General features: G+C 44.3%; 30 protein-coding genes. 14 read left to right on the top strand and 16 right to left on the bottom strand.

The annotated features are described in order from the left end of the window. Positions 1–65: 65 nt before the first annotated feature. The 3 genes from purS to WH95_RS13205 all read right to left on the bottom strand — a co-directional run bounded on the left by purS (position 66) and on the right by WH95_RS13205 (position 1692). Positions 66–308, bottom strand: coding sequence for a phosphoribosylformylglycinamidine synthase subunit PurS (gene purS / locus WH95_RS13210; RefSeq protein ID WP_046508027.1), 243 nt, complete (start codon positions 306–308; stop codon positions 66–68). Between the two features lie 117 nt (positions 309–425). Then, entirely contained in the window at positions 426–677 is a 252-nt protein-coding gene (locus WH95_RS21285; protein ID WP_157845966.1) for a hypothetical protein, read from the bottom strand. Positions 678–936: 259 nt separating this feature from the next. Then, positions 937–1692, bottom strand: coding sequence for an NRDE family protein (locus WH95_RS13205; protein ID WP_046508026.1), 756 nt, complete (start codon positions 1690–1692; stop codon positions 937–939). A gap of 215 nt (positions 1693–1907) precedes the next feature. Between WH95_RS13205 and WH95_RS13200 the strand changes: the two genes are divergently transcribed. Together WH95_RS13200 and WH95_RS13195 are read left to right on the top strand one after the other, a co-directional pair. Next, complete coding sequence (locus WH95_RS13200) at positions 1908–2228, top strand: DUF1476 domain-containing protein (protein WP_046508024.1); 321 nt, start codon at positions 1908–1910, stop codon at positions 2226–2228. A 193-nt stretch (positions 2229–2421) separates the two neighbouring features. Further along, a complete protein-coding gene (locus tag WH95_RS13195) occupies positions 2422–2742 on the top strand; it encodes an ATPase inhibitor subunit zeta (RefSeq protein ID WP_046508023.1) in 321 nt (106 codons plus the stop codon). Between the two features lie 72 nt (positions 2743–2814). Here the strand turns inward: WH95_RS13195 and purB are convergent, their stop codons facing one another. Further along, positions 2815–4206, bottom strand: a complete 1392-nt coding sequence (gene purB, locus WH95_RS13190; RefSeq protein WP_046508020.1) for an adenylosuccinate lyase — start codon at positions 4204–4206, stop codon at positions 2815–2817. A gap of 293 nt (positions 4207–4499) precedes the next feature. Between purB and WH95_RS13185 the strand changes: the two genes are divergently transcribed. Then, on the top strand, positions 4500–5240 hold the full coding sequence (locus WH95_RS13185; protein ID WP_157845965.1) for a hypothetical protein: 741 nt from the start codon (positions 4500–4502) through the stop codon (positions 5238–5240). Positions 5241–5386: 146 nt separating this feature from the next. On the opposite strand, the gene WH95_RS13180 is transcribed toward WH95_RS13185, so the two are convergent. The 4 genes from WH95_RS13180 to sfsA all read right to left on the bottom strand — a co-directional run bounded on the left by WH95_RS13180 (position 5387) and on the right by sfsA (position 8383). Then, positions 5387–5920 carry a cysteine hydrolase family protein gene (locus WH95_RS13180; RefSeq protein WP_046508017.1) on the bottom strand — a complete coding sequence of 178 codons (534 nt, stop codon included), beginning with the start codon at positions 5918–5920 and terminating at the stop codon, positions 5387–5389. 134 nt (positions 5921–6054) lie between these two features. Next, positions 6055–6738, bottom strand: coding sequence for a RadC family protein (radC, locus tag WH95_RS13175; protein WP_052742012.1), 684 nt, complete (start codon positions 6736–6738; stop codon positions 6055–6057). A 54-nt stretch (positions 6739–6792) separates the two neighbouring features. Beyond that, positions 6793–7602: a type I methionyl aminopeptidase gene (gene map / locus WH95_RS13170; protein ID WP_082114148.1), complete on the bottom strand. Its 810-nt coding sequence runs from the start codon at positions 7600–7602 to the stop codon at positions 6793–6795. A gap of 79 nt (positions 7603–7681) precedes the next feature. Continuing rightward, positions 7682–8383 (bottom strand): DNA/RNA nuclease SfsA, encoded by a 702-nt coding sequence (gene sfsA / locus WH95_RS13165; RefSeq protein WP_046508013.1) that lies wholly within the window; start codon positions 8381–8383, stop codon positions 7682–7684. 258 nt (positions 8384–8641) lie between these two features. On the opposite strand from sfsA, the gene WH95_RS13160 reads away from it, so the two are divergent. After that, on the top strand, positions 8642–9271 hold the full coding sequence (locus tag WH95_RS13160) for a hypothetical protein (RefSeq protein ID WP_046508011.1): 630 nt from the start codon (positions 8642–8644) through the stop codon (positions 9269–9271). Between the two features lie 105 nt (positions 9272–9376). Here the strand turns inward: WH95_RS13160 and WH95_RS13155 are convergent, their stop codons facing one another. Both WH95_RS13155 and WH95_RS13150 read right to left on the bottom strand, forming a co-directional pair. After that, positions 9377–10798 carry a PepSY-associated TM helix domain-containing protein gene (locus WH95_RS13155; protein ID WP_245622973.1) on the bottom strand — a complete coding sequence of 474 codons (1422 nt, stop codon included), beginning with the start codon at positions 10796–10798 and terminating at the stop codon, positions 9377–9379. A 158-nt stretch (positions 10799–10956) separates the two neighbouring features. Continuing rightward, positions 10957–11325 (bottom strand): DUF2946 family protein, encoded by a 369-nt coding sequence (locus WH95_RS13150; RefSeq protein ID WP_046508009.1) that lies wholly within the window; start codon positions 11323–11325, stop codon positions 10957–10959. Between the two features lie 196 nt (positions 11326–11521). Between WH95_RS13150 and WH95_RS13145 the strand changes: the two genes are divergently transcribed. The 3 genes from WH95_RS13145 to WH95_RS13135 all read left to right on the top strand — a co-directional run bounded on the left by WH95_RS13145 (position 11522) and on the right by WH95_RS13135 (position 13339). Next, positions 11522–11971 carry a YtoQ family protein gene (locus WH95_RS13145; protein WP_046508149.1) on the top strand — a complete coding sequence of 150 codons (450 nt, stop codon included), beginning with the start codon at positions 11522–11524 and terminating at the stop codon, positions 11969–11971. A gap of 45 nt (positions 11972–12016) precedes the next feature. After that, entirely contained in the window at positions 12017–12742 is a 726-nt protein-coding gene (locus WH95_RS13140; protein WP_046508007.1) for a competence/damage-inducible protein A, read from the top strand. A gap of 261 nt (positions 12743–13003) precedes the next feature. Then, positions 13004–13339 (top strand): PilZ domain-containing protein, encoded by a 336-nt coding sequence (locus WH95_RS13135; RefSeq protein ID WP_046508004.1) that lies wholly within the window; start codon positions 13004–13006, stop codon positions 13337–13339. A 65-nt stretch (positions 13340–13404) separates the two neighbouring features. Here WH95_RS13135 and WH95_RS20665 read toward each other — a convergent pair whose 3' ends face one another. Both WH95_RS20665 and WH95_RS13120 read right to left on the bottom strand, forming a co-directional pair. Then, the gene (locus WH95_RS20665; protein WP_082114147.1) at positions 13405–13929 is read right to left on the bottom strand and encodes a gamma-glutamylcyclotransferase family protein; all 525 of its coding nucleotides are present in this window, start codon (positions 13927–13929) and stop codon (positions 13405–13407) included. A gap of 680 nt (positions 13930–14609) precedes the next feature. Then, positions 14610–15647 (bottom strand): transcriptional regulator GcvA, encoded by a 1038-nt coding sequence (locus WH95_RS13120; protein ID WP_082114146.1) that lies wholly within the window; start codon positions 15645–15647, stop codon positions 14610–14612. 142 nt (positions 15648–15789) lie between these two features. Here WH95_RS13120 and WH95_RS13115 point away from each other — a divergent pair, with 142 nt between their 5' ends. Then, on the top strand, positions 15790–16026 hold the full coding sequence (locus WH95_RS13115; protein ID WP_046508000.1) for a DUF1127 domain-containing protein: 237 nt from the start codon (positions 15790–15792) through the stop codon (positions 16024–16026). 193 nt (positions 16027–16219) lie between these two features. Here the strand turns inward: WH95_RS13115 and WH95_RS13110 are convergent, their stop codons facing one another. Beyond that, positions 16220–16987, bottom strand: coding sequence for an NAD kinase (locus WH95_RS13110; RefSeq protein ID WP_046507998.1), 768 nt, complete (start codon positions 16985–16987; stop codon positions 16220–16222). 158 nt (positions 16988–17145) lie between these two features. Here WH95_RS13110 and WH95_RS13105 point away from each other — a divergent pair, with 158 nt between their 5' ends. Further along, positions 17146–17631, top strand: a complete 486-nt coding sequence (locus WH95_RS13105) for a hypothetical protein (protein ID WP_046507996.1) — start codon at positions 17146–17148, stop codon at positions 17629–17631. Between the two features lie 37 nt (positions 17632–17668). After that, positions 17669–18880 carry an MFS transporter gene (locus WH95_RS13100; protein WP_046507994.1) on the top strand — a complete coding sequence of 404 codons (1212 nt, stop codon included), beginning with the start codon at positions 17669–17671 and terminating at the stop codon, positions 18878–18880. 225 nt (positions 18881–19105) lie between these two features. On the opposite strand, the gene moaA is transcribed toward WH95_RS13100, so the two are convergent. Continuing rightward, positions 19106–20095 (bottom strand): GTP 3',8-cyclase MoaA, encoded by a 990-nt coding sequence (gene moaA / locus WH95_RS13095; protein WP_046508143.1) that lies wholly within the window; start codon positions 20093–20095, stop codon positions 19106–19108. Between the two features lie 271 nt (positions 20096–20366). Continuing rightward, on the bottom strand, positions 20367–21221 hold the full coding sequence (locus tag WH95_RS13090) for a C40 family peptidase (protein ID WP_046507991.1): 855 nt from the start codon (positions 21219–21221) through the stop codon (positions 20367–20369). A 106-nt stretch (positions 21222–21327) separates the two neighbouring features. Here WH95_RS13090 and WH95_RS13085 point away from each other — a divergent pair, with 106 nt between their 5' ends. After that, positions 21328–21969 (top strand): HAD family hydrolase, encoded by a 642-nt coding sequence (locus WH95_RS13085; RefSeq protein ID WP_046507989.1) that lies wholly within the window; start codon positions 21328–21330, stop codon positions 21967–21969. A gap of 21 nt (positions 21970–21990) precedes the next feature. On the opposite strand, the gene WH95_RS13080 is transcribed toward WH95_RS13085, so the two are convergent. Then, positions 21991–23322, bottom strand: a complete 1332-nt coding sequence (locus WH95_RS13080) for a mechanosensitive ion channel family protein (RefSeq protein WP_046507987.1) — start codon at positions 23320–23322, stop codon at positions 21991–21993. A gap of 329 nt (positions 23323–23651) precedes the next feature. On the opposite strand from WH95_RS13080, the gene WH95_RS13075 reads away from it, so the two are divergent. Genes WH95_RS13075 through WH95_RS13065 form a run of 3 tightly spaced genes read left to right on the top strand, consistent with a single transcriptional unit; the run spans position 23652 to position 26234 of the window. Next, positions 23652–24422, top strand: coding sequence for a TetR family transcriptional regulator (locus WH95_RS13075; RefSeq protein ID WP_046507986.1), 771 nt, complete (start codon positions 23652–23654; stop codon positions 24420–24422). After that, positions 24412–25755, top strand: a complete 1344-nt coding sequence (locus tag WH95_RS13070) for an ABC1 kinase family protein (protein ID WP_046507984.1) — start codon at positions 24412–24414, stop codon at positions 25753–25755. Before WH95_RS13075 ends, WH95_RS13070 begins: the two co-directional genes overlap by 11 nt. Then, a complete protein-coding gene (locus WH95_RS13065) occupies positions 25752–26234 on the top strand; it encodes a DUF6463 family protein (RefSeq protein WP_046507982.1) in 483 nt (160 codons plus the stop codon). The genes WH95_RS13070 and WH95_RS13065 overlap by 4 nt, the downstream gene beginning before the upstream one ends. Positions 26235–26263: the final 29 nt, after the last annotated feature.

Raw genomic sequence — 26263 nt, 5'->3', positions numbered from 1 at the left:
TTACAGTAAGCCATTACAGATCTTTGGTCGTGATTGCAGAAATTTGTTTCCGCAAAAGCACGAACTTACTGTTCCAGATCGATGGAATAGTTTTCGATCACAGTGTTTGCCAAAAGCTTTTCGCACATGGCTGTAACGGTTTCGCGTGCTTTTGCTTCATCAGTCTCTTGAATATCAAGTTCGATGAATTTTCCCTGACGTGCTTCGTTAACACCATCAAAGCCCAAAGAGCCCAGTGTGTGTTCAATCGCTTTGCCTTGGGGATCTAGGACTCCGTTTTTCAGAGTGACATGGATGCGCGCTTTCACCCGTATTCTCCATTATTCAGTTGCGAACAGAAGCCGTTTTCTTTTATTGGCTTCTGATAGGCTACTTTCGTTTAAACAACTTGGGGACCTTTTAAAGGCCCCCGCTACAATGGACCTTTAGGCCCAGATTTCATTTACAGTCTTACCCGATGACATACCAAGACATGCCATGACAGACAGGATTAGTGTGTGTCTTAATCCGCTGGATAATGTCACTGAGGATTTGCAAAAACTGTGCATCAATTGATGCGATCGGACTTGACGCGACTGGATCGGCCCAAAGCCGACAGGCAAGGATGGCAGGCGATAAGATAATACGCCTGTTAAAGAGGCCAATGGTTTGCCTTTGAAATGTGGCTTGCCTGGCATTCGCTCAGTCCTTTGGGCTTCTACCCAGAAAGAGATAACAAAGGATGGGGGTTTGTTTCCATTCCTATACATTCGCGGTCCATATAGCAGCCTATGCTATAGAAAACAATCCCACTTTGCCTTTCTCAATCAGATAGAATTTGTTGAAAACAAGCTCTTTGGGTTTTAACAGGATTAACTGCTTAATATTGCATGTCATTCTGATTGAAGGGGTGTTTATTTATCTGGTATTTTTCTGCTTGAGTTATCTTGGTTGGTTTTATATCTGCACTTCTTCAAAGGAAACATCGCTGGGTTTCCCATTGGCAAACCACCATTTTATTTTTTCTGGAGTCCCTGAATCTGTCGTGGTCTCGGGAGCAGGAAGGGCGATAAGAGAAGAGGAACTGGTTTCAAATCCTGTTTCGGTTTCAACGGTCATTGCTGTCTTTGGATCATTATTTTTGCGTGCCAGAATTTCTTTCCAGCCAGACCAGTCATTTGTATCTATATCAGGGATAGCATTTTCAAAATCTTGTTTGTGAGCTGCAATACGAGGACTGTCGTCATTCCCGTCACCAGCGGTAATCATAAAAACACCTTTGGGGATGGGAAAAACTTCGACTGCGCCGGGGCCATTTTCTGTGTCATTGCGCAACCAGAAAGCTTTTTTATAATCGGCAACGATTAGATTAAAGCTTCTATAGGCTGCGGTATTTAAATCAGCAAGTGCCATTGCTGCATCGTAAGAATCCGCGTGATCCAAAGCTTCAAGAACCAGTTCACCTCGGCTGCGTTTGTCGTCTTGTGTGCCCAAGCTTCCCTTACGGTTTAAGACACATGAGAGAAGACCATAATCATTTACCCCCAGCCAGGTACCTCCGGCAAGTTCATCTAAGCCAGCTACAATCTCAGGTCGGTCATCCCAATGACGTCTGGGGGGAAGCCAGGGACGATTATTCATTTCGTCTCTATTGCCTGCAAATAAAAGGGGCCATTTATGACCGGGTCGAGAGAGGAGGGTAACGGTACACATTGTTCCTACTATAAAATGGGTTCCTGCTATAAAATGTAATTATATTAATATAATTAACGAGTTTCCCTTGCAGAAGTGAAGGGGTGTGACAAAATATATAACAGATGGTTCGTTGAATAGCTTTCAGTTATTAAATAAGCTGATTGCGGATTAGAATAATCGTTTGGTTTAAATTCAAGAATAACAATTCAGTTCAGGCAAGGAGTCTTTGTTTTATGACGAACATTAGTGACCGCGAAAAGGCATTTGAAGACAAATACCAGCACGATGAAGAGTTGCGGTTCAAAACAGAAGCGCGCCGTAATAAACTGCTTGGGCTTTGGGCGGCTGACCTGATGGGACTCACAGGGGATGCTGCTGAAGAATATGCAAAGACTGTTATCAAGGCAGATTTGATTGAGCCTGGTGACGAGGACGTGAAGCAAAAAGTTCTCAAGGATTTTCAAAGCCGTAATGTTGATAAATCCGTACATCAGCTGGAGCGGCAAATGGCTGAGTTAATGGAAGAAGCCAAAAAGCAGCTTATGAGCGAGTAGCACCCGAAATTTTGTTTATAGGGTTATGTAAAAGGAGCTTTCTATTGATAGCTCCTTTTTGGTTTTGAGTGTATTATTTTATAAAATTCCTGAATAGATAGCCAAAAGCTGGAGTAATAAACTTTTGGTTATTAAGTTGCAGCTATACTGAACGATACAGGTATATTTCAGTATCTTTCAGGGAAATGTAAATATGGACGCATTACAGGAATTGAAAGAAGCTCATGAAAACAAGTTTAAGCATGAGCAAAATATCCTCTTTAAAGCAAAAATACGTCGTAATAGATTAGTGGGGCTTTGGGCCGGCGACTTAATGGAGCTTTCCAAGAGTGATGCCGAGAAATATGCAGAAGAGTTGGTTGAACTGCATATAAAGGATACAGGGCGTGATCGCTTACAAGTGAAGATTGTCGACGATTTTAATCGTCATGGTGTGCATAAGTCTGAACATCGTATAGAGAGACAAATTCAGGACTTTATGCTTCAGGCTATAGAGGCTGTAAAAAACGAATAAGCTTGTTCAGAAACAAGGTTCACACAAAAAAGAGCCCCAAAAGGGGCTCTTTTGTACAGTACAATGACTTTATTACTTCCCAAAAATACGTTCGAAAATACGATCTACATTTTTGGTGTGATAGCTGATGGAATCCTCATCCAGAAGTTTACTGAGTTTTTCCACGCTCAAAATTTCCATCAGACCTTCGTCTTTGGACATAAAGAAGAAGAAGCGATTATCGTGCTCTTGCGCTTCTTTTTCTACAGCGTCCAGTTCCGCTGGTGAATCCGGATTGTCGGGGTCAATACCATAGCTTTTCCAAACGCGCATGGCATTGCGCTGAACGATACGATAGGCATCTTCGCGACTGACGTCGTTTTGTGTGAGATATAAAAGAACACGCTGGGCATCGTGAATACCGCCAAAGTTATTCATGTGATCCAGCATATTCTGTGGGTAAACCACAAGCTTTTCGATGGTACCAGCAAGACGGTTAAGAGCAAAATCCAGCGTTACAGTGGCATCAGGACCGATCATACGTTCGACAGATGAGTGCGAAATATCTCGTTCGTGCCACAGCGCGACATTTTCAAGCGCTGGTGTAACCGCGGAACGAACGATACGGGCCAACCCGGTCAGATTCTCGGTCAGAATTGGGTTGCGTTTGTGCGGCATCGCAGAAGAGCCTTTTTGGCCTGGTGCGAAATATTCCTGTGCTTCGCGGACTTCTGTGCGCTGTAGATGGCGAATTTCAGTGGCAATGTTTTCTACGGAAGAAGCGATGATACCCAGAACAGCAAAATAATTTGCATGGCGATCGCGAGGGATGACCTGCGTTGAAATTGGCTCAGGCGTCAGACCCATCTTATTGGCGACATGCTCTTCAACAGATGGGTCAACATTGGCAAAGGTACCGACTGCACCGGAAATAGCACAGGTTGCAATCTCATCACGCGCCTGTTGCAGACGTTTTTTATTTCGATCCATCTCGGCGTAGAAACGGGCAAACTTAAGGCCCATGGTCACAGGTTCAGCATGGATGCCGTGGGAACGACCAATGCAAGCCATGTGCTTGGTTTCTTTGGCACGTTTTTCCAAGGCGGCAAGCAAGCGGTCCATATCAGAAAGCAAAATATCTGCGGCCTGTGACATTTGCACAGACAAACATGTGTCTAATACATCCGAAGATGTCATGCCCTGATGTACAAATCTGGATTCTTCACCAACGTTTTCGGCAAGTTCCGTCAAGAAAGCGATTACGTCGTGTTTGACCTCGACCTCGATTTCATCAATCCGCGCGATGCGTTCTGGGGTATATGGCTTTTGACCTTTTTCCCAAATAACGGCGGCTGCTTCTTTTGGGATAACACCCAGAGACGCCTGGGCGTCACAAGCATGAGCTTCAATTTCAAACCAGATACGGAATTTATTTTCTGCTTCCCAGATTGAAGTCATTTCTGGGCGACTATAACGCGGGATCATGGTGCTTTTGTTCCTTTGGGAAAGTGCACAAAGTCATGGCAAATTTTTACTGCCAACAATCTCAGGGTGAAACAAGCGAAGTTGTCAGCTTCTGTCAACCGTTATAGTGAATTTATCCTATTCTTTCTTCCTGACTATAGTATTTGTTGTCGTTACGAGCTTAGCCTGATTTGATGAGAACTGTGGTCTATACATGCAACCTTATGTCTTTTTACCTCTGCCTTTTAACAACCCGTTTCTTGTGCTATAGCCCCTGACCATAAAAATTTAATGAAAAATTCATTGAGGCGGATGTGACACAAAATTCAGCAAATAATGCTGATAACCTAACTGACTTTTCCAAGCTTTATTGGATGTGGATGCCATTGTTAATGGTTGTCGTGATGGTTATCGGGCGTACAATTTTCCCGGATTGGGCAGAGTACGAATACTATATTGAGAGCGAACGGCGCGGTATTGTTGAAAATGCTGCTTTTGTTCTGTTGGTGCCAGCAGTTGTTTTTGGCTTTTTGGCTTGGCGTATGCGTGCCAACCTACCGTCGAAATATCTTGGCCATTGGCTGATGCTTTGTACGATTGCAGTGTTCATTGCTGCGGGTGAGGAAGCGAGCTGGGGGCAACATTGGTTCCAATGGGAAACGCCAGAAGGCTTGGCTGCCATTAACGACCATAATGAGACCAATTTCCACAATACGCTTAACGGTCATGATACGACAATAAAATCAATTATCATGATCGGAATGGCGATCGGAACAATTGTTATTCCGTTAATTATCAAATTTGGATATATGGCAAAGCCAGCTATGGGAAGTGCGCTCTATTGGCTTTTCCCGACTGTTGTCGGTTTGCCTGTAACCATTTATTGCCTTATCAGCCGCGTACTCCGGCAGCTGTTCCAGAAATGGACTCGGTTAGACGAGCATATGTACTTTGATATGGATTTGAACGAGCTTAGCGAATTTTATGTCGCTTGTTTCCTGTTCTTCTATCTCTTTTCTTTCTGGTATCGTTTGCGTCAGGTTAAGGCCCAATAAGTTGATCGCCTGATTTTTGAAAAATCCCTTATTAAAAGGGACGATATACAATAAAAGGCAGAAAGGTTTGTAATTATCCTTTCTGCCTTTTATTTGTCAGGAATATGCCGCAGAACTTCTAATGTTCGTGGAGTAATTTATCTGTATCAGAGGGTTAATTCGGATAAAGAAACTGCCGTAATTTGAGAGCCAAAACTTGTTATGTTGGGCAGAGTTGCATTGTGATGCGCCCTGATTTTTTCGGCTGAGGCATGTTCTTTGTCGTGGGTTGTATGAGCGTCAGCAACAAGAGTTATATCATATCCCAAGCCTGCCGCCCTTCTGATTGTTGTATCAACACAAAACTCAGTGGCATAACCGGTTATAACCAGCTTTGTTGCACCTAATGACTTTAGTTCTGCTTCCAAACTGGTGTGAAGAAAGGAATCCGGTGTGGTTTTGCGGATTATTTTGTCATCTTTGCTCTGTTTGAGACCTTCAGCAAGTTGCCAGCCTGAACTTTCATATTCCACAATTGATTCTGGAGATTCGTGATGGACAAAAAAAACAGGGATCTTCTTTTGTCTTGCTTCCTCTGTGACTTGATTAATGTGTTTGATAACCTCGGCTATTTGATAAGGCTGTGGCATAGGGGCAACCAGTCCTTGTTGCATATCAATAACAATAACGGCTGTGCTCATAGAAGGCTTTCCTCTGATTGCTGGCATTAACAAACTATAGACGCTTGTGCGTGGTCAGTATTGTTTAAGTCCGCAGCCCTAGCCAGAGAAATTTTACGGGCTGGGTCATCGTTGTTTTAAGTAGGTTTTATTGGTTACAGATGCCCGAGTTGTCGAAAGCTGCTGTTACCTGTTTTGCTGATGATCAAATGGTCGTGAAGTTCAATACCAAGCTTTCCACAAATTTCTTTGACTTCTTTGGTCATGGCGATATCCGCTTGCGATGGTGATGGGTCACCACTGGGGTGGTTGTGCACCATAATCAGGGCAGAGGCACTGAGTTCTAACGCACGTTTAACAACCTCACGCGGGTAAACGGGTGTGTGGTCGATTGTGCCTTTTTGCTGAATTTCATCAGCAATCAACCGATTTTTCCGGTCGAGGAAAAGAAGCCGAAACTGTTCTATCTTTTCCCGGGCCATGACAATCGTGCAGTATTCAACAAGCCGATCCCAGCTATCAATGACTGGTTGTTCCAGAATAGCGTCTTTGGTCAGGCGCCGGGCTGCTTCGGGGATCAACTTGAGAAGCGATGCTGCGGCATCGCCAACGCCCGCCACTTGTTTTAACTCATCGGGTGAGGCGGCAAAAACCTCGGCCAGCGACCCGAATGTTTCAATTAGCTTTTTAGCCAGAGGTTTTGTGTCGCCACGGGGATTAACTCCGAAGAGAAGGAACTCAAGCACTTCATAATCAGCGAAGCTTTCAGCGCCCTTTTCCAGCAGGCGCTGACGCAATCTATCGCGATGACCATGATAATGGGGTTTTTCTGTTTTCAAACCAATGCCTGAGTCAGTCCAGATTTAAGAGGAGGTATCCCAATTTAAAAACTTTTAATCATAAGGTGGCTTATGCCAGCCTTTGGGGGAAAGTGTGAAAATCTCGCATCCATCTGCTGTTACGCCGAGAGTGTGTTCGTATTGCATCGAGAGAGATTTGTCTTTGGTAACAGCTGTCCAGCCGTCGTTGAGGACCTTGACTGCATATTTGCCTCCGTTAATCATGGGCTCAATCGTAAAGATCATGCCCTCTAACAGGCGTGCCCCTTTGCCGGCTTGTCCATAGTGCAGAACGCTTGGAGGAGTGTGGAAGCTGCGGCCAATGCCATGACCGCAAAAATCTTCGACGACTGAAAAGCGGTTGGCTTCGGCATAGGTTTGAATGGCGTGGCCAATGTCACCAAGTGTTGCGCCGGGCTTAACCACTTCGATGCCACGTAACAAACATTCGTAGGTCACTTCGCTAAGGCGTTTGGTTTTTACATTTGGTTTTCCAGCAAAAAACATGCGACTGGTATCGCCATGCCATTCGTCCAGGATCACGGTGACATCAATGTTAAGGCTATCGCCATCGCGCAAAATTTTGTCTTCGCCGGGAATACCATGACAGACAACATGGTTGACGGACGTACAGATTGATTTTGGAAAGCCCTTGTAGTTCAACGGTGCGGGAACTGCGTTATGCGAGGTAATAAACTCGTGGCAGAGATCATTGAGTTTGCCTGTGGAAACGCCTGGTTGAACATAAGGTGTAATAAAATCCAGAGTTTCGGCAGCCAGTCGCCCAGCTTTGCGCATGCCGGCAAAGTCTTCTTCGGTATAGGTTACAAACTGTCGTTCTTCACGTGTCAGATTGTCGATCACGTTATTTCTTCCATTTCTTGCGTGTCTTATCAATACGTCGTTTATTTACGTATTGTATCTATAATACGATCATTCAAGCCTATATACCTAGCTCTAGCGGCTTATCCAAGTGAATTCCCTCTGGCGTGACATTACAGCCATAGGCGATAACCTCAACCCCACGGGTGATTGCGACTTTCAGCGCGTCAGCATAGACAGGATCAATATCCTTGGCGGGAACAAAACGGGTGCAATCACTCCGTTGTGCAAGATAGAACATGACGGCTCTGTGGCCTTCTTCTATCATGTCCCCCAGCTCCTGAAGGTGCTTTGTGCCTCTGGCAGAAACAGCGTCCGGGAACTCTGCGATTCCAGGTTCTCTGCTTAGGGTGACGGATTTAATTTCGACATAACAATCAGCTTTTCCCTTGGCTTGCAGAAAGACATCAATACGAGAGTTCTGGCCGTACTTCACTTCCCGTTTGATTGTTGTATAGCCTGTCAGTAGCGGGATATTGCCCGAGGATATTTCTTCGAAGACGAGTTTATTGGGAATAGCCGTGTTAACCCCCACAGGTGCTTTCCCCGCCGCCCCGATTTCCCAGGTGTATTTCAGCTTGCGTTTCGGGTTGTCTGATTCTGAAAGCCAGACGTGTGAATTTGCTTCGATAAGTCCAAGCATTGAGCCTGTATTGGTCGTGTGCGCAGTTACTATTGAACCGTCCGTCAGCTCTACGTCAGCCAGGAAGCGTTTATATCTTTTTATGAGTTTTCCGGGGATAAGGGGAGTGTCAAATTTCATAAGATCCTCTTTTAAATGACCTTAGTCGTTTCATACTTTTTATAGCAAGGGAAATTAATAAAGAACTCATATGTGTTGTGTAAGGTAAGCGGTGTTAATTGAAAAGGTGCCCAAGTACCATTTATATCACTTGCCAAAGACTTGTAAGCCAGTACAAGGTGTTACTAAGATATTCTTTGCTGTTTTTATTTGTGCCAGTCCTGTTGAGTTACAGGTGTTTGTCCATTGATTTACCCATTAAATCTCGGGAGAATTTCCATGAATTGCCGTTATGTTCTTACTGCTTCTGTTCTTGCTATCCTGCTTTCTGGGTGTGCATTTGGCGGCAAAAGTGAACAAGCGGTTCCCGAGAAACCCGCGAAAACCTACACGTCGGAACCTTCAACCTTGGCTGTGCCCCCCAGTGGGGATGTATCCAGTGGACATGTTTCGAGTGGAAATTCAAATGAAGTCATTAATCAGAACGTTACAGGTACAGTGAACGAAACAGCAGATGGTTTAAGTATCAGTGATCAACCCGTGACGAATAGCTATCCTTATGGTTCTGCTGATCCGTCTGCGTCACCTGCTCAAACTCAGGATCAACTCCCGGCACAGGGGCAGCCGATTATCAGAGCACCTGATGGAAAGCTTTATTCTGCTGAAACGCCAAAGACCGAAGTTGACTATGAAAATGATGTAGCGTCCTGCCATTATTATGCAAGAGGTCTCGTAGCACACGATGCAAGAATTGAAGATGATCGGGGTGGCAGTTTTGGAGATAGTCATGGCGGAGGGACTTCGTCCCTTTTAACGCTGCGTCAGAATATTGACAAAAAAGATGTTAGAAAGCGACAGGCTATTCACTTTAATCGTTGCATGAATACAAAGGGATATTATCAACGTTAATAAAGGGCGCTTGTATTGATGATTGTTTGGCGAGGGGGCTGCAAGCTGTCTTAATTTGAGTATATAGAAAAGGGAGGCTTAGAAGCCTCCCTTTGTTGTTGTAGCCTAATTAAAGGCACGTTTTAAGAAAGGTAGTTGTGAAAGTACAAGCAGGTCTATTGCAAGCACAGCAAGAAGGGTAAGCCCGACTAGAGGAAATGCTAACGACAGAAGGAGCATAATAAATACGGCTCCTTTCCATAGAGGCAGGTTTTGTGGGAGAGGTGGTGCAACAAGACGGCCCGCGCCTTTGGGACGGCGTATCCACCACATAACAACTCCGCTAATGCATAGAAAAATCACTGCGAGGCAGAACAGGGCGTTAAGGATCGAGTTCCACCATCCCATGTCGCCTTGGTGAAGGGCAATACCAACAGCCATTGATTTTGCCATTAATGAGTAATCTTCATATCCAACTTTGCCGAGTACCTTGCCGCTGTATTGGTCAACGTGAACGGTTCTGTCGCCCGTTGGTGTATCAGTATCACCGTCCATAGAGTCTGCTGATATGGTGTAAACCCCGGTTGATGACCCGGGCAGATTGATGCGGAATTGTTTGTCAAAACCAATGCCACGGGCGAGGACAACCATTGAATTCAGGTTGATTTTATATCCTTCGGGAATGCCAAGTGTTCCTGCGTCAGAGCCTGATAAAGGCATTTTTGTCAGTTCAAGTCCCCAGGGAACTTCTTTCACGGCGCCATCATTCATCATGCCATGGACTTCGTCAGAAAGGGGAACATTATCCCATTTTTCTGCGGGGAAGGTGCTCCAGGGTTGAACAAATTTTCCACCCCAAACGCCTGCCCACGATAGCCCGGAAATCAAGAAGAAGAACAATATGACGGATATATAAAAGCCAATTGATACGTGGAGTTCTTTCCAGAAGCTGCGTCCTTTTTCAGAGAGGTTAGGGACAAAAACTCGTTTTAATCCCTTGCCGTCACGAGGCCACCATAAATATAGACCTGTTACAATCAAGACGATGGTTAGGCCCGCTGCAATCTCTATTAAACGATCCCCAAGGTCACCGATTAGTAAACTGCCATGAATATCGCTGGCAAAGTAAAACCAGGTCGAATCTTTTTCGACAGTGCCAATAATTTTGGCGGTGTAAGGGTCAACGGAGACAATTGTTTTTACGCCATCAAGCTTGATTGTGAAAAGGCTGGTACGATCAGCTTCGGGGGGCGGCATGTATTGGGTAATGGCACTGTTTGGGAAAGCTGTGGATACAGCTTTTAACTGCTCTGTCGGTAATAACATTTCTGCTTGGGGGGTCACGTAAAGCTTTTCACCAAAGCGGGTTTCAATGGAATTAAAATAAACCATAATCAACCCGGTTACCGCGAGTACCAGAAGAAATGGAATGACATAAAGGCCCGCATAAAAATGCCAACGCCAGGCGGCGCGATAGAATTTTTGTGAAATTGTTGTGGATGTGCTCTCTGCGCCATGATCATTCATGGATAGATTATTTGCTGTCATATCTGACACGAAAAACTCCTGAGTATTCTCATTAATATGAGACAATTATTCTTTGCGTTGACGCTAGAGAGGTTAAGCCGCGAAAGTTTCCGACGTGCTGTACACGAAGAAATCCTTATGCGTAGTTTTCTACCGTCAACGGGTGATTGATATTGTTACTAGGAGTAAACAGGAGGTGCCCGTGATCCGTAGGCTAGATGCCTTTGAAGTTCTGTTAAGTGGCTGTCAGGAACTCTATTTGTAGAGATTGTAGGAGGAACAGCGCGTTCAGCAAACTTGGTAAGCGGAATGAAATGCTGATCTGCATGAAGTGAGAAAACACAACCAGATCCACTTTCAGCCTTTTTTTCACCGTCTGCAGGTACAGAAATTTCTTTGATACCGTCAGGGGTGCAAATAACCAAAGTAAAAGAATTGTTTTCATAACTGGTCATCATGCCTTGCGGCATTAATGAAACAGCAAGGAACTGTAGTAAAAGCCCGAGCTTTACTAGTTGCTTTGCTGCTGTTGTTAAATGCCAGTTCATGGATAATCCTTTTACTATTATCGTTTATAATCGACATCCAGGGCACAGGACAATGCTAAACTTCTTGTAAAGCGAGAGAAGCTAGTTGTTCCTGCTGTTCATTCTCTGTAGCCTGCAGGGCAATTCATTCAAGGCGATGGATACACATTATATCCTGGCTATTACCCCTTTTGTTTTTTGTAAGGATAAAATTGCTATGAACTGGAAGATTTATTTATCTGGTGAAATTCATACAAATTGGCGTGAAGAGATTGAACAGCAGATACAATCTTTGGATTTGCCGATTGAAACCTACGCACCTGTTACGGACCATGCCTCTTCTGACGATTGCGGAGTTTCTATACTTGGCGCAGAGGACGATAAATTCTGGCACGATAATAAGGGCGCCAAGGTAAATGCAATCCGTACTCGTACGCTCATTGAAAAATCAGATATCGTTGTTGTTTGCTTTGGCGAGAAATACAAACAATGGAACGCCGCTTTTGATGCGGGATATGCATCTGCACTTGGAAAGTCATTGATTATTATGCATGGGCCAGACCACCAGCACGCTTTGAAAGAGGTTGATGCAGCTGCACTTGCTGTTACCCGCACACCTGACGAAGTTGTCAAGGTTCTGAGGTATGTAATCAATGGAGAACTTTGATTGCATACCTTGTCGATAATTATAGGCGGAGTTTGAAGAGGTATTATGGAACGCATCTATACAGCATGTTTGGTCATTATCGGGAACGAAATTCTTTCAGGTCGAACCCAGGATTCAAATCTTTCCTTTCTTGGTGAGAAATTAAATGAAATCGGGATTAGAATGGAAGAGGCTAGGGTCGTACCTGATATTCCAGAGCGGATAATGCACACAGTAAATGAAGTACGCTGTGCTTTTGATTATGTTTTTACAACTGGTGGTATTGGCCCAACCCATGATGACATAACATCACAATGTGTTGCAGATGCTTTTGATGTGCCTTTGATTCTGCACCCTGATGCGCACCGGGCAATGCTGTCCTTTTACGGGGAAGATCAGTTAACTGAAGCTCGATTGCGAATGGCCCATGTGCCACAAGGGGCTAAGCTGATTGAAAACGATATATCTGTTGCGCCAGGATACCAGATTGAAAATGTTTTTGTTTTGGCTGGCGTGCCGAAGATTATGCAGTCAATGTTTTCAAAGTTGGCACCGGGGTTGACGGGCGGAAAACCCATGATTTCAAAGACATTGACCTCTAATGCCAAAGAAGGTGATATCGCCAAGGACCTTGGTGATATACAAAAAAAATATCCTGATGTTGATATTGGCAGCTATCCATTTATGGGACGTGGCGGTACTGGTGTTCGTATTGTTATGCGATCTACAGATGAAGGAGTGTTAGATCAGTGCGAAAAAGCGGTGGATGTCGTTCTTAACAACTATATGTAACCTGGAAATGATAAAATAACGCTTATCCTTTTGGTTAAGGGGAAGGCGTTATTTTTTTGCAGTATCAATAAGAATAAAAATCATAACATAAGAGTTATACTTAAAAATATTAACCATAAATGACACTGTCTAGGTGTTATTATTGTTGAATTATTTGTCTTTTTACCAGTTTATTTTCTTGTATTTTTTTCATTCTTGGTTCATTTTGAAGTATATGGGATTTTATGGAAATGCAATGAAATCGACGGGGGATCGATAGAAATGCAAGATGCACTAAAAGCAAATGTAGAAGAGCGTCGCGGAAAGGCGCGGGTTGGGGCTGCCCTGAGTGGAAGCCTAAAGTTTGGTCCTGAGCTATCTACAAGCTGTGAGGTCGTGGATGTTTCTGTTACGGGTGTGAAGGTACAGCTAGCAGATACTGTTCCGTTGAATAGTGAAGTTACTCTTATTTTACCGGGGTCTGTTCATTTTGGTGGCGAGGTAATGTGGCGTCATGGACTTCAGGTTGGATTGAAATTCAGAAATTCACCAGAAAAAATAGCCGAACGTTTATCCGGCTTTCTTAATAGTGATGACATGCGGGTTTTGCATAGTTAATCTATAAATTCAGTCCCCAGATAATGAGGCAGTGATAAAAGCTCTTCGTATTGCGAAGGGCTTTTTTAACTGGCAAGTGAAGGGTTTGTGGCTTTCTTGTCTTGCTCGAAATCCAGCACAAGATCATCCCAATAACGTAAGGCTTCGGCCAGGGTCATTTTCCCATATGCTTCCATAAAGCGTTCAGCTAGGGGTAAAAACGCTGCCTTGTCTTTCTTTTGCCAGATATTCAGGTGCCACCGTTCGCCTGAAGATGCAATGTCTTCACCAGTTGCAAAGCCAAGCGCAGTAATTTTTTTGCCATCGACTAATGGATTGAATCGGGCAAAATCATACTCACCTGTCTCGTAAAAAAGAATACGGTCGATATCTGTTGTCGATAGGGTCTCGGCAATGAGCACTTTAGCCTGTTGTCCGGGGCTTGGGATGAGAACAGGGTAACTTTCTTTAGCTTCGCGTTCGCATTGATACCCGACCAGAATACCTTGTTTGAAATTCTGGATTTCAACTGAACGGCCCAGAACAATTTCGAGGACATCCTGATCCATCAAGGACCCAAAGAAGAAAAGAGGTAAGGTGTTATCATGCATTTTTCAGCTCGGGCATTCTGGTGTTCTGGGTTGGTGTTCTGGGAGTTTGCGTGAAACAAGAGCTCTTTGGATAAAAATGAAAACGCAAAATTTCATAAGAGAGCAAGATTATGTTCTGACAACGATCTCTTCTTCCTAAAAGAAGAGTGGTGCGGACGGCGGGACTTGAACCCGCACGGCCGAAGCCAACGGATTTTCATACCAACTACAGCTTTCGCTGCCACGCCTTTGGTGTAAACACCGCGCGTTTGTGGTCTGGACTATCCCTTCACCATAACAAGGTCTAACTCACTGATCCTTGTCGTAGGTGCTGCCCGTCTAGTCTCTACACCTTCCCAAATCTTTTTCAAGTTTTGGGCTTGGCTCGGGATTGGCATTATCTTGCGATCTAAGCTTTCCCCGAATTTGAGCAGTTCTACTCTCTGGGTTTCCCCAAAGGCACTCAATTTTTTAAGTCCGTCGTGTCTACCAATTCCACCACGTCCGCACGTGTTGTCTAGGACACTCTGTGGGGAAATCTCTCGCCCGAAAGCAGCTTTATGTCAATGATTCGTTTTTGGAATTTTAAATTTTTTTTGAATTTTCCCGATACTTCTTCCGATACAAGGAACACATTTTTTAACGAGAGCAAAGAGTTGATTTAGAACTTAAATTAGGATTTATGATTAGCTTTTACTGTTTTAATCCCCGTCGTTTTTAATATGGTTTCCTGTTTCGATTGTACTGGTGTTAGCTGTACCTGTGTTAATTGTTACAGGACCAATTTCTCCTCTTTCTTTTGCTCTATCCAAATCAACCTGCACGTTGGGTACAAAATCATCTGCTGTGGCTTCATCCAGTAACCATTCCCTAAACGCTTTGATTTTGGTTATTTCTGATGTGCTTTGTGGTGTCACGACATAGTATTGGTAGGTCGAGGGGGTTTTGGGGCCAAAGGGGCACACCAATCGTCCCGCTTTCAGATCGTCGTAAGTTAACGATGTGCGTCCCAAGGCGACACCTTGTCCTTCTATCGCAGCCTGAAGGATAAGGCTTGAATCGTTGTATCCCGGACCCTTGTCTGGATCGATATCGGTGACCCCCGCGATATGTAACCATCGCCGCCAGTTAACAGCAAAGGGTTCTTCGCCCACATCATCATGAAGCAATGTATGATATTTCAGATCATGCGGGGTGCGCAGAGGCGGGTCGCCATCGAGAAGGTGTGGGCTACAGACAACAAGACTTTCATCTTCCATCATCTTGTCAACACGACAGCCTGGGTATTGGCCGGCACCAAACCGGATCGCAAGATCAACATCATCGCGAGAAAAATTACTTTTTGTAATGGTCGCTGACACCAGAATATCGATTTCAGGGTGCTTTCGCCGGAATTTTGGCAAGCGTGGTAATAACCATTTTGCTGCGAAGGATGGCATGACAGACACTTTGAGTGTGCCACGGTCGCCGCCATCGTAAAGCTTCTGGGTGGTTGATTTTATGATGTCAAAGGCTTCGCTGACCGCCGGCAATAAAATTTGTGCTTCATCTGTAAGGATAAGACGTCTGTTCATTCTGCGGAAAAGCTGAATCCCCAAATGATCTTCGAGTGATTTTATCTGATGGCTAACCGCGGCTTGAGTAACAAAAAGTTCTTGTGCTGCTTTTGTAAAGGAAAGCTGGCGAGCAGCGGCTTCAAAGGCACGCAACGCGTTTAAAGGAGGCAGAGGTCTTAGCATGGCTTCACATTAAAAAATCTAATCCGATATATGAAATAACATCGTTTGAGATTGAAATCAAACGGTCATATTTTAGCTGTATCAAAGAAGACAGAGACACGCGGCCGATTGAGACGCATTATTTTGGATAAGGAGAACTGTTATGGCAAATGTAACAATGCACAAAACCTATACTTTTGGTCAGTTGCATAAGAACAGGCAGGATGTATCTTTTTTCACGGCGCCATTTGCGAGCATCGTCCAAAAGTTGATTATGTGGCAAGATCGTTTGAGCGAACGTGCCAGCCTTCGTGATGCTGATGCCCATCTGTTGCAGGATATGGGAATTACAGCTCAGGCTGCTTACCAAGAAGCATGTAAGCCTTTTTGGGTTAGCTAAGACAAATTACCCTGCCCCGACGCGCTATCGGGTTCTTCTGAAAAGAAGGTTTAGCGTAACTTCCTTTGTTGGAACTTTACAAAGCCCGTTAATAGCTTGCCGACAGCTGTTGACGGGCTTTTGAAGTTTTCTCTATTTTGCTTTAATCTTATCGTCGCTTTTTTGTGCAGGCCTTTGATAAAAACAACGTTTGTTAAGGAAGAAACTGTTCGCGAATAATGCGTTCTTCCAGATTGTGTTCTTCATCAAAAAGAAGATTCATATCAACGCTGTCATCCTGACGTACGCTGACCCGTTTGACATGTTTAATTTCTGTAAAATCAGCAGTTGCTGATATAGGTCGCTTTTCTGTGTCCAGGGTTCTAAAGGTGACTTCTGCTGATGCGGGCAGCAGAGCGCCGCGCCAACGTCTAGGCCGAAAAGCGCTAATGGGTGTCATGGCTAGCAGAGACGCACCAATAGGTACGATTGGTCCATGAGCCGAGAGATTATAGGCTGTGCTTCCTGCTGGGGTGGACAAGATTACCCCATCGCAGACAAGTTCTTGCATGCGTTCGATGCCATCAATGTCGATACCTATGCTGGCTGCCTGTCGGCTGTCCCGGTGGAGAGATACTTCGTTGATTGCCAGGGCCTCAAATTTTTGTCCGCTAACGGTCTCAACACACATGCGTAGAGGGTGCAGGGTAATTTTTAAGGCTTTCTCAATGCGCTGATCCAGTTGGCTTTCGTTGTATTCATTAAGCAAAAAGCCAATTGTACCCCGGTTCATTCCATAGATAGGAACGTCTAGCCCAATAAACTGGTGCAAGGTTTCCAGCATGAAACCGTCACCGCCCAATGCAACAATTACATCTGCTTCGTCAGGGGACACAGCTTGATATTTGTTCTTTAGGCACTCCAGCGCGTTAGTTGCTCGTTCGGTTTCAGAAGCAACAAATGCAAAACGTTTTCTGCTCATCGTTTTTTTCTCATGGCAGTAGGCCTTTTCCGTAAAACATCACAAACATTACTGGTATGTATTTCACAAATAATAACAATAGACTGACAGCCACTTGCAGCGCTGTCAAAATGTCTGATACTGATTAATAAATAAAATACTTATAAGGGGAATTTATTTTGATCCGTTCATTCTTTTTGGCCATTTTGGCCGTTCTGAGTTATGGCAGTGTTATGGCGGTAACCGTTCAAGCCGCAGACCGTCACGCTGGGTATTATTATCCTGACCCTGTCTATCGGGAAGTTTACAAAGCTAGGGCGAAACAAATAGCAACCGCGAACAGGAAAACACGCGTTGCTTTTGTGACGTCAATCACGCAACAGAATATGCAAAGGGATTTTGCCCCAACTGCAGCAATATTTGCTAAGGGCGAAGATGCACAAAAATTAATCGTTGTTGGTTTGGAAGATGGTCGTATGGATACGATTTATCGCGCACGTGCCATTTTTGCAAATATGACAGCCGGGGTCAGAACCTTACCGGTTTTTCAGGAACTGGGTGTCGAAGATGTTTTTACATTTTTCGATCTCGCTGCAATGATGGGGTTTACCCAGATTACGATAACTAATGGTCGTAACTTTACGCACCAGATTATTCTTCAGTAAGATCCAGTTTTCTTTTTGAATGTAAAAGATAATCCATATGATTGTCCGTATTTTTCTCCCCTTTGCCATTGGGTATTTTCTCTCGTTTTTATTGCGGGTGGTGAATGCTGTAATTGCTCCTGATCTTATTTCGGAATTGGATTTGTCAGCTGCCGACCTTGGGTTGTTGACAAGTACCTTCTTCATCGCCTTTGCGCTCACGCAGCTTCCCTTGGGGGTGTTACTTGACCGTTACGGACCGAGAAAGGTCGAGAGTATTTTCCTAGTGCTAGCCGCTGTCGGTGCATTTTTATTTTCTTGGGCCGAAAGTTTTCCTCTGCTTATTTTGGCGCGGGCGTTAATTGGGTTTGGTGTTTCAGCCTGTATGATGGCTGCGTTTAAGGCCTATGTCAGTTGGGTTCCTAAAGAGCGACTTGCCTTAATTAATGGTTGTCATCTCGCAGCTGGCGGTCTGGGAGCTATTGCGGGTACAGCACCTGTAGAGTTCCTTGCTGACTTTATGGGCTGGAGAGGAGTCTTTATTGTTCTTGCGGTAATGGCTTTGATTATTTCAGCATTGATCTACATCGTAATTCCAAGGCGTGGCGAGGTGCCGGCGAGTGAAAGTGTTGCGAAGCAGATCAAAGATTATGGACTGGTTTTTAAAAGCCCTTTTTTCTGGCGCATAATGCCCTTTACCGTCATGTCCCAAGCTGCCTTCTTTTCCTTACAAGCACTATGGTCTGGCCCTTGGTTGCGCGATGTTGCCGGATTTGAACGGGATATTGTCGCGTGGGGCTTGACGCTGATTGCTATTGCTGTTTTTACGGGATTTCTGGTTGGTGGTATCGTGACAGACTGGGTGCGCCGTCATAAGGTTAGTCCGATTACAATCGGGTTTTATGGTATGTTACTTTGTATGATCCCGCAGGCTCTTTTGTTGTTCGAAATGAATTCCTTTTTTCTGGTAAGCATTGTTTGGATGGCTTTTGGTCTGTTGGGTACCGCGGGCTATCTTATCTATCCCGGGTTTTCGCAATTTTTCCCAAGTCATCTGGCTGGCCGAGTTAACACTGCATTGAACTCTTTTGTGTTTGTGGTTGCGTTTATTGGTCAGTGGGCCGTTGGCGCGGTAATCGAACTATGGCCCGCACAAGCATCTGGTGGTTACGCTGGCGAAGGGTATCAGGCGGGTATTATTATGTTGCTTGTTGCGCAGGCACTGGGTGTCGTCTGGTATTATCTTTTTCCCATGTTTAAAGGGAAATGAGTTTTTAGTCCTGCGATGTGAAAAAGGGAGCTTATTTGAAGCTCCCTCAGACTGCTGACAAAGTCCGACGCTCAAAATGTTGGTGGAGATTCACGGAACGTTCCTGAATCGAAAGGGGAACAAAACGGAATCAAAGCTTCTTTTTTTAAGAAAAATCCCCCTGCTCAGAAAAAACAGGGGGTTTATCAGCAAACTGAGGGAGCTTATTTGAAGCTCCCTTAATTTTTATCCGCCTGTGACGCTCATGTGTCGTGCAACGGATGGGGCTGCTTCCCGATCAATGATAAAATCATGCCCTTTTGGCTTTCGGGCGATGGCTTTAAAGATTGCCTGTTCCAACGGGCCGTTGTCGTCACTACTGCGCAAAGGTGCCCGTAAATCCATTGCATCATCCTGTCCAAGGCAAAGGTAGAGCGTTCCTGTGCACGTCATACGAACCCGGTTGCAGCTCTCACAGAAGTTATGGGTCATGGGGGTTATAAAACCAATTTTTCCACCCGTTTCCTTAACCTCTACATAGCGGGCTGGGCCGCCGGTTTTGTGATCACTTTCGTTCAGGGTCCAGTGTTCGCCCAAAATTGTACGTACTTCTGTTAGCGGTAGGTATTGATCAACTCGATTTTCATTCCCTATATCACCCATCGGCATGACTTCGATAAAGGTAATATCAAAGCCTTCGTCCCCACACCAAGATACCAAAGTATGTAGCTCATCATCATTGACACCACGCAGGGCAACTGTGTTGATTTTGATTTTTAGTCCTGCTTTTTTTGCGGCCTGTAGGCCTTCAAGAACCTGATCCAGTTTTCCCCAGCGCGTAATGGCAGCAAATTTATCTTTGTTGAGTGTGTCGAGAGAAACATTAATACGTCGCATACCCGCATCTGCCAGCTGTTGCGAGTATTTTTCCAGCTGGCTGCCGTTTGTTGTCAGGGTCATTTCCCTCAGTTGCCCTGATTCCAGATAAGGTGTCAGGCCATTAAACAGCTTCATTATGTTTTTTCGTACCAGTGGCTCGCCACCTGTAAAGCGTAACTTTTTAACACCAAGATTAATGAAGGCTCCTGAAACTCGTTCCAGTTCTTCAATGGTCAGTAATTCTTTTTTTGGCAAAAAGCTCATGTCTTCGGACATGCAATATACGCAACGAAAATCACATCTGTCAGTGACTGATATTCGTAGATAATCAACCATGCGCCCAAAGGGATCTATCATCCCGGGATGACCATCCTGAATATTGCCTGTCGCTTTGTTTGTCGAAGCCACAGGTTGATTGAGGCCCTTTTGTGTGGTTGACGATTTAATCATCAATTATATCTCCTGAGATTTCAGGTGTTCCGTTTTATTATGCCTGAAAATCTTTCCTACACTTTGGCGTATCGGGCATTAATTGCAAGTCAATTAAATGTCTTCTTTGTATGAAAAACAAAATGGCAGTGCTTTGTCATATATCAAACGCCTTTGTCACTTTGTCGTATTTACACAGTTAAGTTGATGAAACTCGCTTGATTGCGGTTATGCCTGTTCCGCCTGTTTCGATTTTGACTCGTTCCGTTATATGGGCAATGGGTTCAATTAAAACATCCATCGAATTGGCAGTTGCATGAATAGCATTTTCTTTATCCAGTGCAATGGCAACATGCCCAGGCCAGTAGATGAGATCACCTTCGCTACACTGTTCAGAATTTACAGGGAAGCCTGCGTTTGTTTCCTGTACATAGGTATCTCGGTGTGTGTTTATGCCGCTGGCGCTAAGGGATACTTGGACCAGGCCCGAGCAGTCTATCCCAACTGAAGATTTTCCGCCCCAAAAATAGGGCGTGCCTAAGAATTGATAGGCAACATCTACGTGGCTCATGGCTTTGGTCTCGAGAGAGCAAATATGATCTGTAAAGATCCAGCCCCCGCCTTGAATTTGGCTGTAGCGTCCTTCTTCTTTTAGGGGAAGAACTGTAGATTCCATAGATAGCATATCTAGTGGGGGAATTTTCATGTCAGGTTGTGGATATACGTAGGTTCGCAGGGCCTTTACCCTGTGTGTTGTGTGTCGAACTTCCCGCGACAGGCTGTTCGTTTTGATGTATCCAACATAACTGTCTTTGGCGTTTTGGACCCAGGCCCAGCCATTTTTTTCTTCATAGACAGTAACTTTCTCGCCAAAAAGAAGTTCGGTATCCTGCCCTGCCTCATCAGCGGGGCGCCGCCTAAGAGGTACGATCCCGGCTGATATCTGGGCTGCATAACCTTTGCTGAAAGTAGATGCCTTGACTTTGTCTCGCAGATATTCAGCTGCAAGATCTTCTCTGATCGGGTGAAGGCGAGGATCTAATGTTTGGTGCATGTCAGGGTCAGGCTTTCTCTCTCTGTCCTATTTGATAACAAGCTTGCCACTGTCTGGTATGTAAATAAAGTACTCTTGTTCCAGTTTTATCGCCTGGGAGGGCAAAATGACGGCAATTTTCTTTGATTTGGATGGTACTTTAACTGATCCGAAAGAAGGAATAACCAAATCAATCCAGTACGCTTTGAGAGAACTTGACCGAGAGGTGTTGTCAGGTGACGACCTTGAGTGGTGTATTGGACCACCCTTGAAGCAATCTTTTGATCAGCTGCTTGGTAATCCGTCTTTGAGCGATGACGCAATTGCTCTTTATCGTCGACGGTTTTCTGCAAAGGGGCTGTACGAGAATGCCGTTTATCCAGAAATAGAGCTGCTTTTGACAGAGCTTCGTGAGAAAAATATTCCCCTTTATGTCGCGACCAGCAAGCCGGAAATCTATGCAATACAAATCGTTGAACACTTCAAGCTGGATAAGTTTTTCGAACGAATTTTTGGTTCTGAACTGGATGGTAAACGTTCAAATAAAGCTGAGTTACTGGAATATGCGCTTTCGGAAACAGGTTGCTGTCCTTCAAAATCGTTGATGATTGGGGATCGAAAGCATGATGCAATGGGGGCTCAGCATAATGGGATGATATCCGTAGGTGTTACCTATGGGTATGGCACCGCCTCGGAATTAAAAACCGCTGGTGTACAACATCTTATCGACAAGCCTTTGGACCTGCTGGATTTGATGGCCTCGCTTTGATAAACATGTTGGTGATGTTGTTCAATCCCGTGCAAGGTCTGTCTGGTTCTGTATGGTTTCAATCTGAATAGGCGCTTTAATATGAAGGTCGCGTTGTGGGAAAGGAAATTCGACATTTTCTTCCTTGAATTTGTCCCAAATAGCCAGCAATAGTTCGCTGGTTATATTACCTACTCCGTTCTGCGGATCGGCTATCCATACCCGAACCTCCAGGTTTACAGAGTTGTCGCCAAAGTTCCGTACCAGACAGTTTGCAGCAGGGTTGTCCAGAATTCGTTTGTTCTCTTTTGCTGCTTCAATGCAAAGGTTAATGGCCTTGTGAAGGTCTGAGTTGTAGGAAACGCCGATTGGTACTCTCACCCTTACCCAGCTATTTGTGTAAGACCAGTTTTCTACGCGTTGCGTGATAAACTCTTCATTCGGGATAAGATGTTCGATGCCATCCCTTGTAATGACAGATGCATAGCGGGCACCAAATGATTTGACCCAGCCATAGGTATCATTAACGGCGATGACATCACCGGGTTTAATGGACCTATCCATTAGCAGAATGATGCCTGATACTAAGTTGGATATGACTTTTTGTAATCCAAAGCCGATACCGACACCCAAAGCACCACCAAATAAGGCAAAGGCAGAAAGATCAATGCCGACTGTTTTGAGACCAACAATGACGGCAAGGCCAATAAAGGTGACTTTGAGTAATTTCCCCAGAAGAACCTGAACTGAAGGTGTTAATTCGGGGACTGACTTTACGCGGCGTTCCAGTAGAGAGCTAAAAGCAATGGCAGCCCAAAGTAAAACAGCCAGTGAAATAACGCCTTTCAGGACCATCAGGACCGAAATGCGCAAACCGCCCACGTCCAAAGCTGCAGCATCCAGTATTTCTTCGGCAAAGTCTAGCAGTCCCAGAATATTAAGAGCGGCGACAGACCAGATAAAGAGAGAGACAAGTCGCGCGAGTATGCGTGTCTTTATCAGGCTGGTTGTCAGGTTTATCACTACCCAGGCCAGGGTCAAACTGGCGACTGTATTGATCAGGAAACGTGTGCGGACTGGCATCTCAAGCTGAATCAGGGCACCAAGTGTGATCCAGAGCATCAAAAGAAATACGACCCATGGGATCATGGGTAATAGATTGGTCAGGATAAGTCGCAAGGTTTGGGGTGTTTTGGCAAACTGTTTCCACTCACTTGCCATCGGCCGCAGTTTATTTCCGAGGTAACGACTTAATGGTAAAAGGATAAGAAGGAAACCCAGTTGGAAAATGACCGGCCAACTCAAAAGATTTTGCCCTAACCAGGTGGTGATTTGTTCCATCCAGTGAGTAATTTCTTCGTGGCTTGGGATCATTAAAAAATCCAACCTTCACCTCCTAACCTGATTTTTATAAAGGCAAGCAGAGTTACCTTTCAAATTAACACGTGCTTATTGTTTAGGCCGCGTCTTGCTTAAGTTTAGCAATTTTATCCTATGGGGAACAGGCTCTGTTTTTCTTCGAGGTTTAGGAGTCTTGGGGTGCGTCAAATTGGCAGATATTTTCTATCATATTGATATTTATTAATTAACTGGTTTTTTGGAGAGGTTGGAATAGGGGATGTTTGTTAAAGCTATTGTCTTTATGAATAATTACTATACATTAATTTGTATAAAATTAATTTTTATAGAAAGCTATTCTCAATATGAAAATATCTAACAAGCAAAAAGAAGCAAATAAAGTGAAGCTGATTGCTACTGCCGTGGATTTATTTTCCGAGCATGGCTTTCACAATGTTTCGATGAAACAAATTTCCAAAGCGGCAAAAATAGGCGATTCAACGATCTATAAGTATTTCCCCAATAAAGATAAATTTCTGTTGGCTTATCACGAGACGGTATTGAACGATGTTCTTCAACTCGTTGAGGAAGCTGACGATTTTGCAGACTTCACCCTCGAAGAAAAACTTCAGTTCTTCATCTATAATTATCTAGATATCCTGATTGAAAATCGTGAATTCGTTGCTGAAAGTATAGATATTTTACGTGAGTCTCCGGCATTTTTAATGCAGCGGGAGTTTCCGGCAAGCAAGGCCCTGAAAAAGAAAATCATACAAATACTTGAACAGTCAGTAGAAAGTGAAGAGATTCCAGATGTTCCCTTTGAAGGTGCCGTTGCACATTTGATGGTCGATGCATTATTGGGAATAGTTCTCTATTGGCTACAGGATGATAGTGAAGAATTCACCCAAACCACTCAATTTGTTGAGGTTTCCACAAGTTTCTTCGCCACATTGTTAAAGAGCGGTGTTCTTGGCAAGGGTATTGATCTGGTAAGCTTCATGATCAAAAGCCAAATGATGCGGTTTCTGGAAAATGGTCAGGGCTTCACGGGTCTGATGAAGGGCCTCGGCGTAATGGCCAGTAAAGGGGCAGGTTCTGTTTCCAGAAAAGGGGGCTGGAAACATGGGGGCTAAGGGATCAATTGCAACCAGAAAACTACACCGTTCTGCAACAATCGGGTTAACTGCGACCAAGGTGGGTTTGCGTCATCTAGGCCATGTCGGGAAGAAAAAACTCTCCCCAAAATCTTCATCTCATGAACAAGAAGATGCACGTATCAAACATGAAGAAGATATTGGGAAAACACTTTTTAAAGCGTTGAATCAACTTAAAGGTACTGCTTTAAAGGCCTCGCAAATTCTGAGCATGGAGGCTGATATTCTTCCCGAAGGCATTCGACGAGAATTATCCAGAGCCTGCTACAAGGCAACACCCTTAAACCGGGCGCTGGTTGATAAGGTCTTTCGTGATCAGTTCGGAAAGAGTCCAGGGACAATTTTTGAAACGTTCGATCCAAAAGCATTCGCTGCGGCAAGTTTAGGCCAGGTTCATAAAGCGAAGCTGGCTTCAGGGCAGGATGTTGCCGTGAAGGTTCAGTATCCGGGGATTGCCGCATCCATTAAGAGCGATATGAAGATGCTTGGTGGTTTGTTGACGGTCTTTTCAGCCTCGACTGACTTGATGCCGGATAAAAATATTATCGATACCGTTCTGGATGAAATTACCATCCAACTTCATCGCGAAGTTGATTATTTTCAAGAAGCTGAGAGCTTGAAGTGGTTCAGAGATAAAATAAAAAACGATCACATTATCGTACCGGAAATTTATGATGACTACAGTTCGGAACATATTTTAACGACTGAACTATTAACAGGATCTCATTTGGATGAATGGTTGGCAACCAAGCCTTCGCAAGAAGACAAAAATGCCTATGGACAGCTGCTGTTTGATTTTTTCTTTGATAGCTTTTTTGAACTGGGGATTGTCCATGCAGATCCTCATCCGGGTAATTTTCTGTTTATGGAAAAGGGAAAGTTGGGGCTGTTGGATTTTGGGTGTGTGCGAAAAATGGATCGCTGTTTTACAAACACAATATCCGATTATTACAGGTTTCTCATTCATCACCACACGGTTAAGCCCGACTACGAAAAACTGAGAGATTTTTATGAAGATCTGGAACTGAGCAAGGATGAAATGACGGATGAGGAATTCCGATCCGTTTTACAGCCTCAGCTGGACGTTATTCAAAAGTGGATGATTGAACCCTATTTGGCTGAAGAGTTTGATTTTACCAATCGGGAATGGCCTGAAATCAAGATGGCTGACACCCGAAAAATAACCCCCTTTATGAAAGAGATTAATCGGAACCTTCTGTATTTTGATCGAACTTACCGCGGAATGATTTTGCTGTTAAGCAAGTTGGGCGCAACAGTCAAAACCGGAAACAAGTGGATTGGAGTGTCATGATGCCCATAACCATGAGGGGAGAGAAAGGTCTGTTTCATGAAAAGATATCCGAAGAGAAACTGTTCCTGAAACGCTACTGGAAAAAACTACAGGCATATTTCATTGAACAGCGGTGGGTTGGGCGCTGGATAATGGGGGTCGCCATAACACATGTTGCTTTTACCTTTGTTCTTTTCCCGAGCCAGATTGCATTCATCTTTATGGATGGTTTCTTTGATACCGGGATCGCGAACTATGAAATCAGTAATACAGTTTGGTTCTTTTTCTTTGGTGTGCCGCTTTTTCTCGTCGGACACCTGATTGATCGGGATGAAAAAGGAAAAAAGATACCACCTTTTCAGGAAGTTCTGCTCTTTACCTTGGTGGGGATGACGGCGTTGGGAATCATGCTGATACCCGTGTCAGGTTTCTGGTTGATGATACCCGCAATTTTCGGATTTTACCTGAAAAACAAATCAGCCAATGATAAATGGAATTGAATGAATGCTTGCAAAAAACGGATTGGAAA

This window comes from Kiloniella litopenaei (genome assembly GCF_000982415.1).
GTDB classification, from domain to species: Bacteria; Pseudomonadota; Alphaproteobacteria; order Kiloniellales; family Kiloniellaceae; genus Kiloniella; species Kiloniella litopenaei.
The sequence above is the reverse complement of the archived record's forward strand: the minus strand, read 5'-3'. Positions and strand labels throughout refer to the sequence as shown.

Coding starts and splice junctions, on each gene's coding strand:
- WH95_RS21285 (WP_157845966.1), bottom strand. CDS start 677: ATGCCAGGCAAGCCACATTTCAAAGGCAAACCATTGGCCTCTTTAACA.
- WH95_RS13205 (WP_046508026.1), bottom strand. CDS start 1,692: ATGTGTACCGTTACCCTCCTCTCTCGACCCGGTCATAAATGGCCCCTT.
- WH95_RS13200 (WP_046508024.1), top strand. CDS start 1,908: ATGACGAACATTAGTGACCGCGAAAAGGCATTTGAAGACAAATACCAG.
- WH95_RS13195 (WP_046508023.1), top strand. CDS start 2,422: ATGGACGCATTACAGGAATTGAAAGAAGCTCATGAAAACAAGTTTAAG.
- purB (WP_046508020.1), bottom strand. CDS start 4,206: ATGATCCCGCGTTATAGTCGCCCAGAAATGACTTCAATCTGGGAAGCA.
- WH95_RS13180 (WP_046508017.1), bottom strand. CDS start 5,920: ATGAGCACAGCCGTTATTGTTATTGATATGCAACAAGGACTGGTTGCC.
- sfsA (WP_046508013.1), bottom strand. CDS start 8,383: ATGAAATTTGACACTCCCCTTATCCCCGGAAAACTCATAAAAAGATAT.
- WH95_RS13160 (WP_046508011.1), top strand. CDS start 8,642: ATGAATTGCCGTTATGTTCTTACTGCTTCTGTTCTTGCTATCCTGCTT.
- WH95_RS13155 (WP_245622973.1), bottom strand. CDS start 10,798: ATGACAGCAAATAATCTATCCATGAATGATCATGGCGCAGAGAGCACA.
- WH95_RS13150 (WP_046508009.1), bottom strand. CDS start 11,325: ATGAACTGGCATTTAACAACAGCAGCAAAGCAACTAGTAAAGCTCGGG.
- WH95_RS13145 (WP_046508149.1), top strand. CDS start 11,522: ATGAACTGGAAGATTTATTTATCTGGTGAAATTCATACAAATTGGCGT.
- WH95_RS13140 (WP_046508007.1), top strand. CDS start 12,017: ATGGAACGCATCTATACAGCATGTTTGGTCATTATCGGGAACGAAATT.
- WH95_RS13135 (WP_046508004.1), top strand. CDS start 13,004: ATGCAAGATGCACTAAAAGCAAATGTAGAAGAGCGTCGCGGAAAGGCG.
- WH95_RS20665 (WP_082114147.1), bottom strand. CDS start 13,929: ATGCATGATAACACCTTACCTCTTTTCTTCTTTGGGTCCTTGATGGAT.
- WH95_RS13120 (WP_082114146.1), bottom strand. CDS start 15,647: ATGCTAAGACCTCTGCCTCCTTTAAACGCGTTGCGTGCCTTTGAAGCC.
- WH95_RS13115 (WP_046508000.1), top strand. CDS start 15,790: ATGGCAAATGTAACAATGCACAAAACCTATACTTTTGGTCAGTTGCAT.
- WH95_RS13110 (WP_046507998.1), bottom strand. CDS start 16,987: ATGAGCAGAAAACGTTTTGCATTTGTTGCTTCTGAAACCGAACGAGCA.
- WH95_RS13100 (WP_046507994.1), top strand. CDS start 17,669: ATGATTGTCCGTATTTTTCTCCCCTTTGCCATTGGGTATTTTCTCTCG.
- moaA (WP_046508143.1), bottom strand. CDS start 20,095: ATGATAGATCCCTTTGGGCGCATGGTTGATTATCTACGAATATCAGTC.
- WH95_RS13090 (WP_046507991.1), bottom strand. CDS start 21,221: ATGCACCAAACATTAGATCCTCGCCTTCACCCGATCAGAGAAGATCTT.
- WH95_RS13085 (WP_046507989.1), top strand. CDS start 21,328: ATGACGGCAATTTTCTTTGATTTGGATGGTACTTTAACTGATCCGAAA.
- WH95_RS13080 (WP_046507987.1), bottom strand. CDS start 23,322: ATGATCCCAAGCCACGAAGAAATTACTCACTGGATGGAACAAATCACC.
- WH95_RS13075 (WP_046507986.1), top strand. CDS start 23,652: ATGAAAATATCTAACAAGCAAAAAGAAGCAAATAAAGTGAAGCTGATT.
- WH95_RS13070 (WP_046507984.1), top strand. CDS start 24,412: ATGGGGGCTAAGGGATCAATTGCAACCAGAAAACTACACCGTTCTGCA.
- WH95_RS13065 (WP_046507982.1), top strand. CDS start 25,752: ATGATGCCCATAACCATGAGGGGAGAGAAAGGTCTGTTTCATGAAAAG.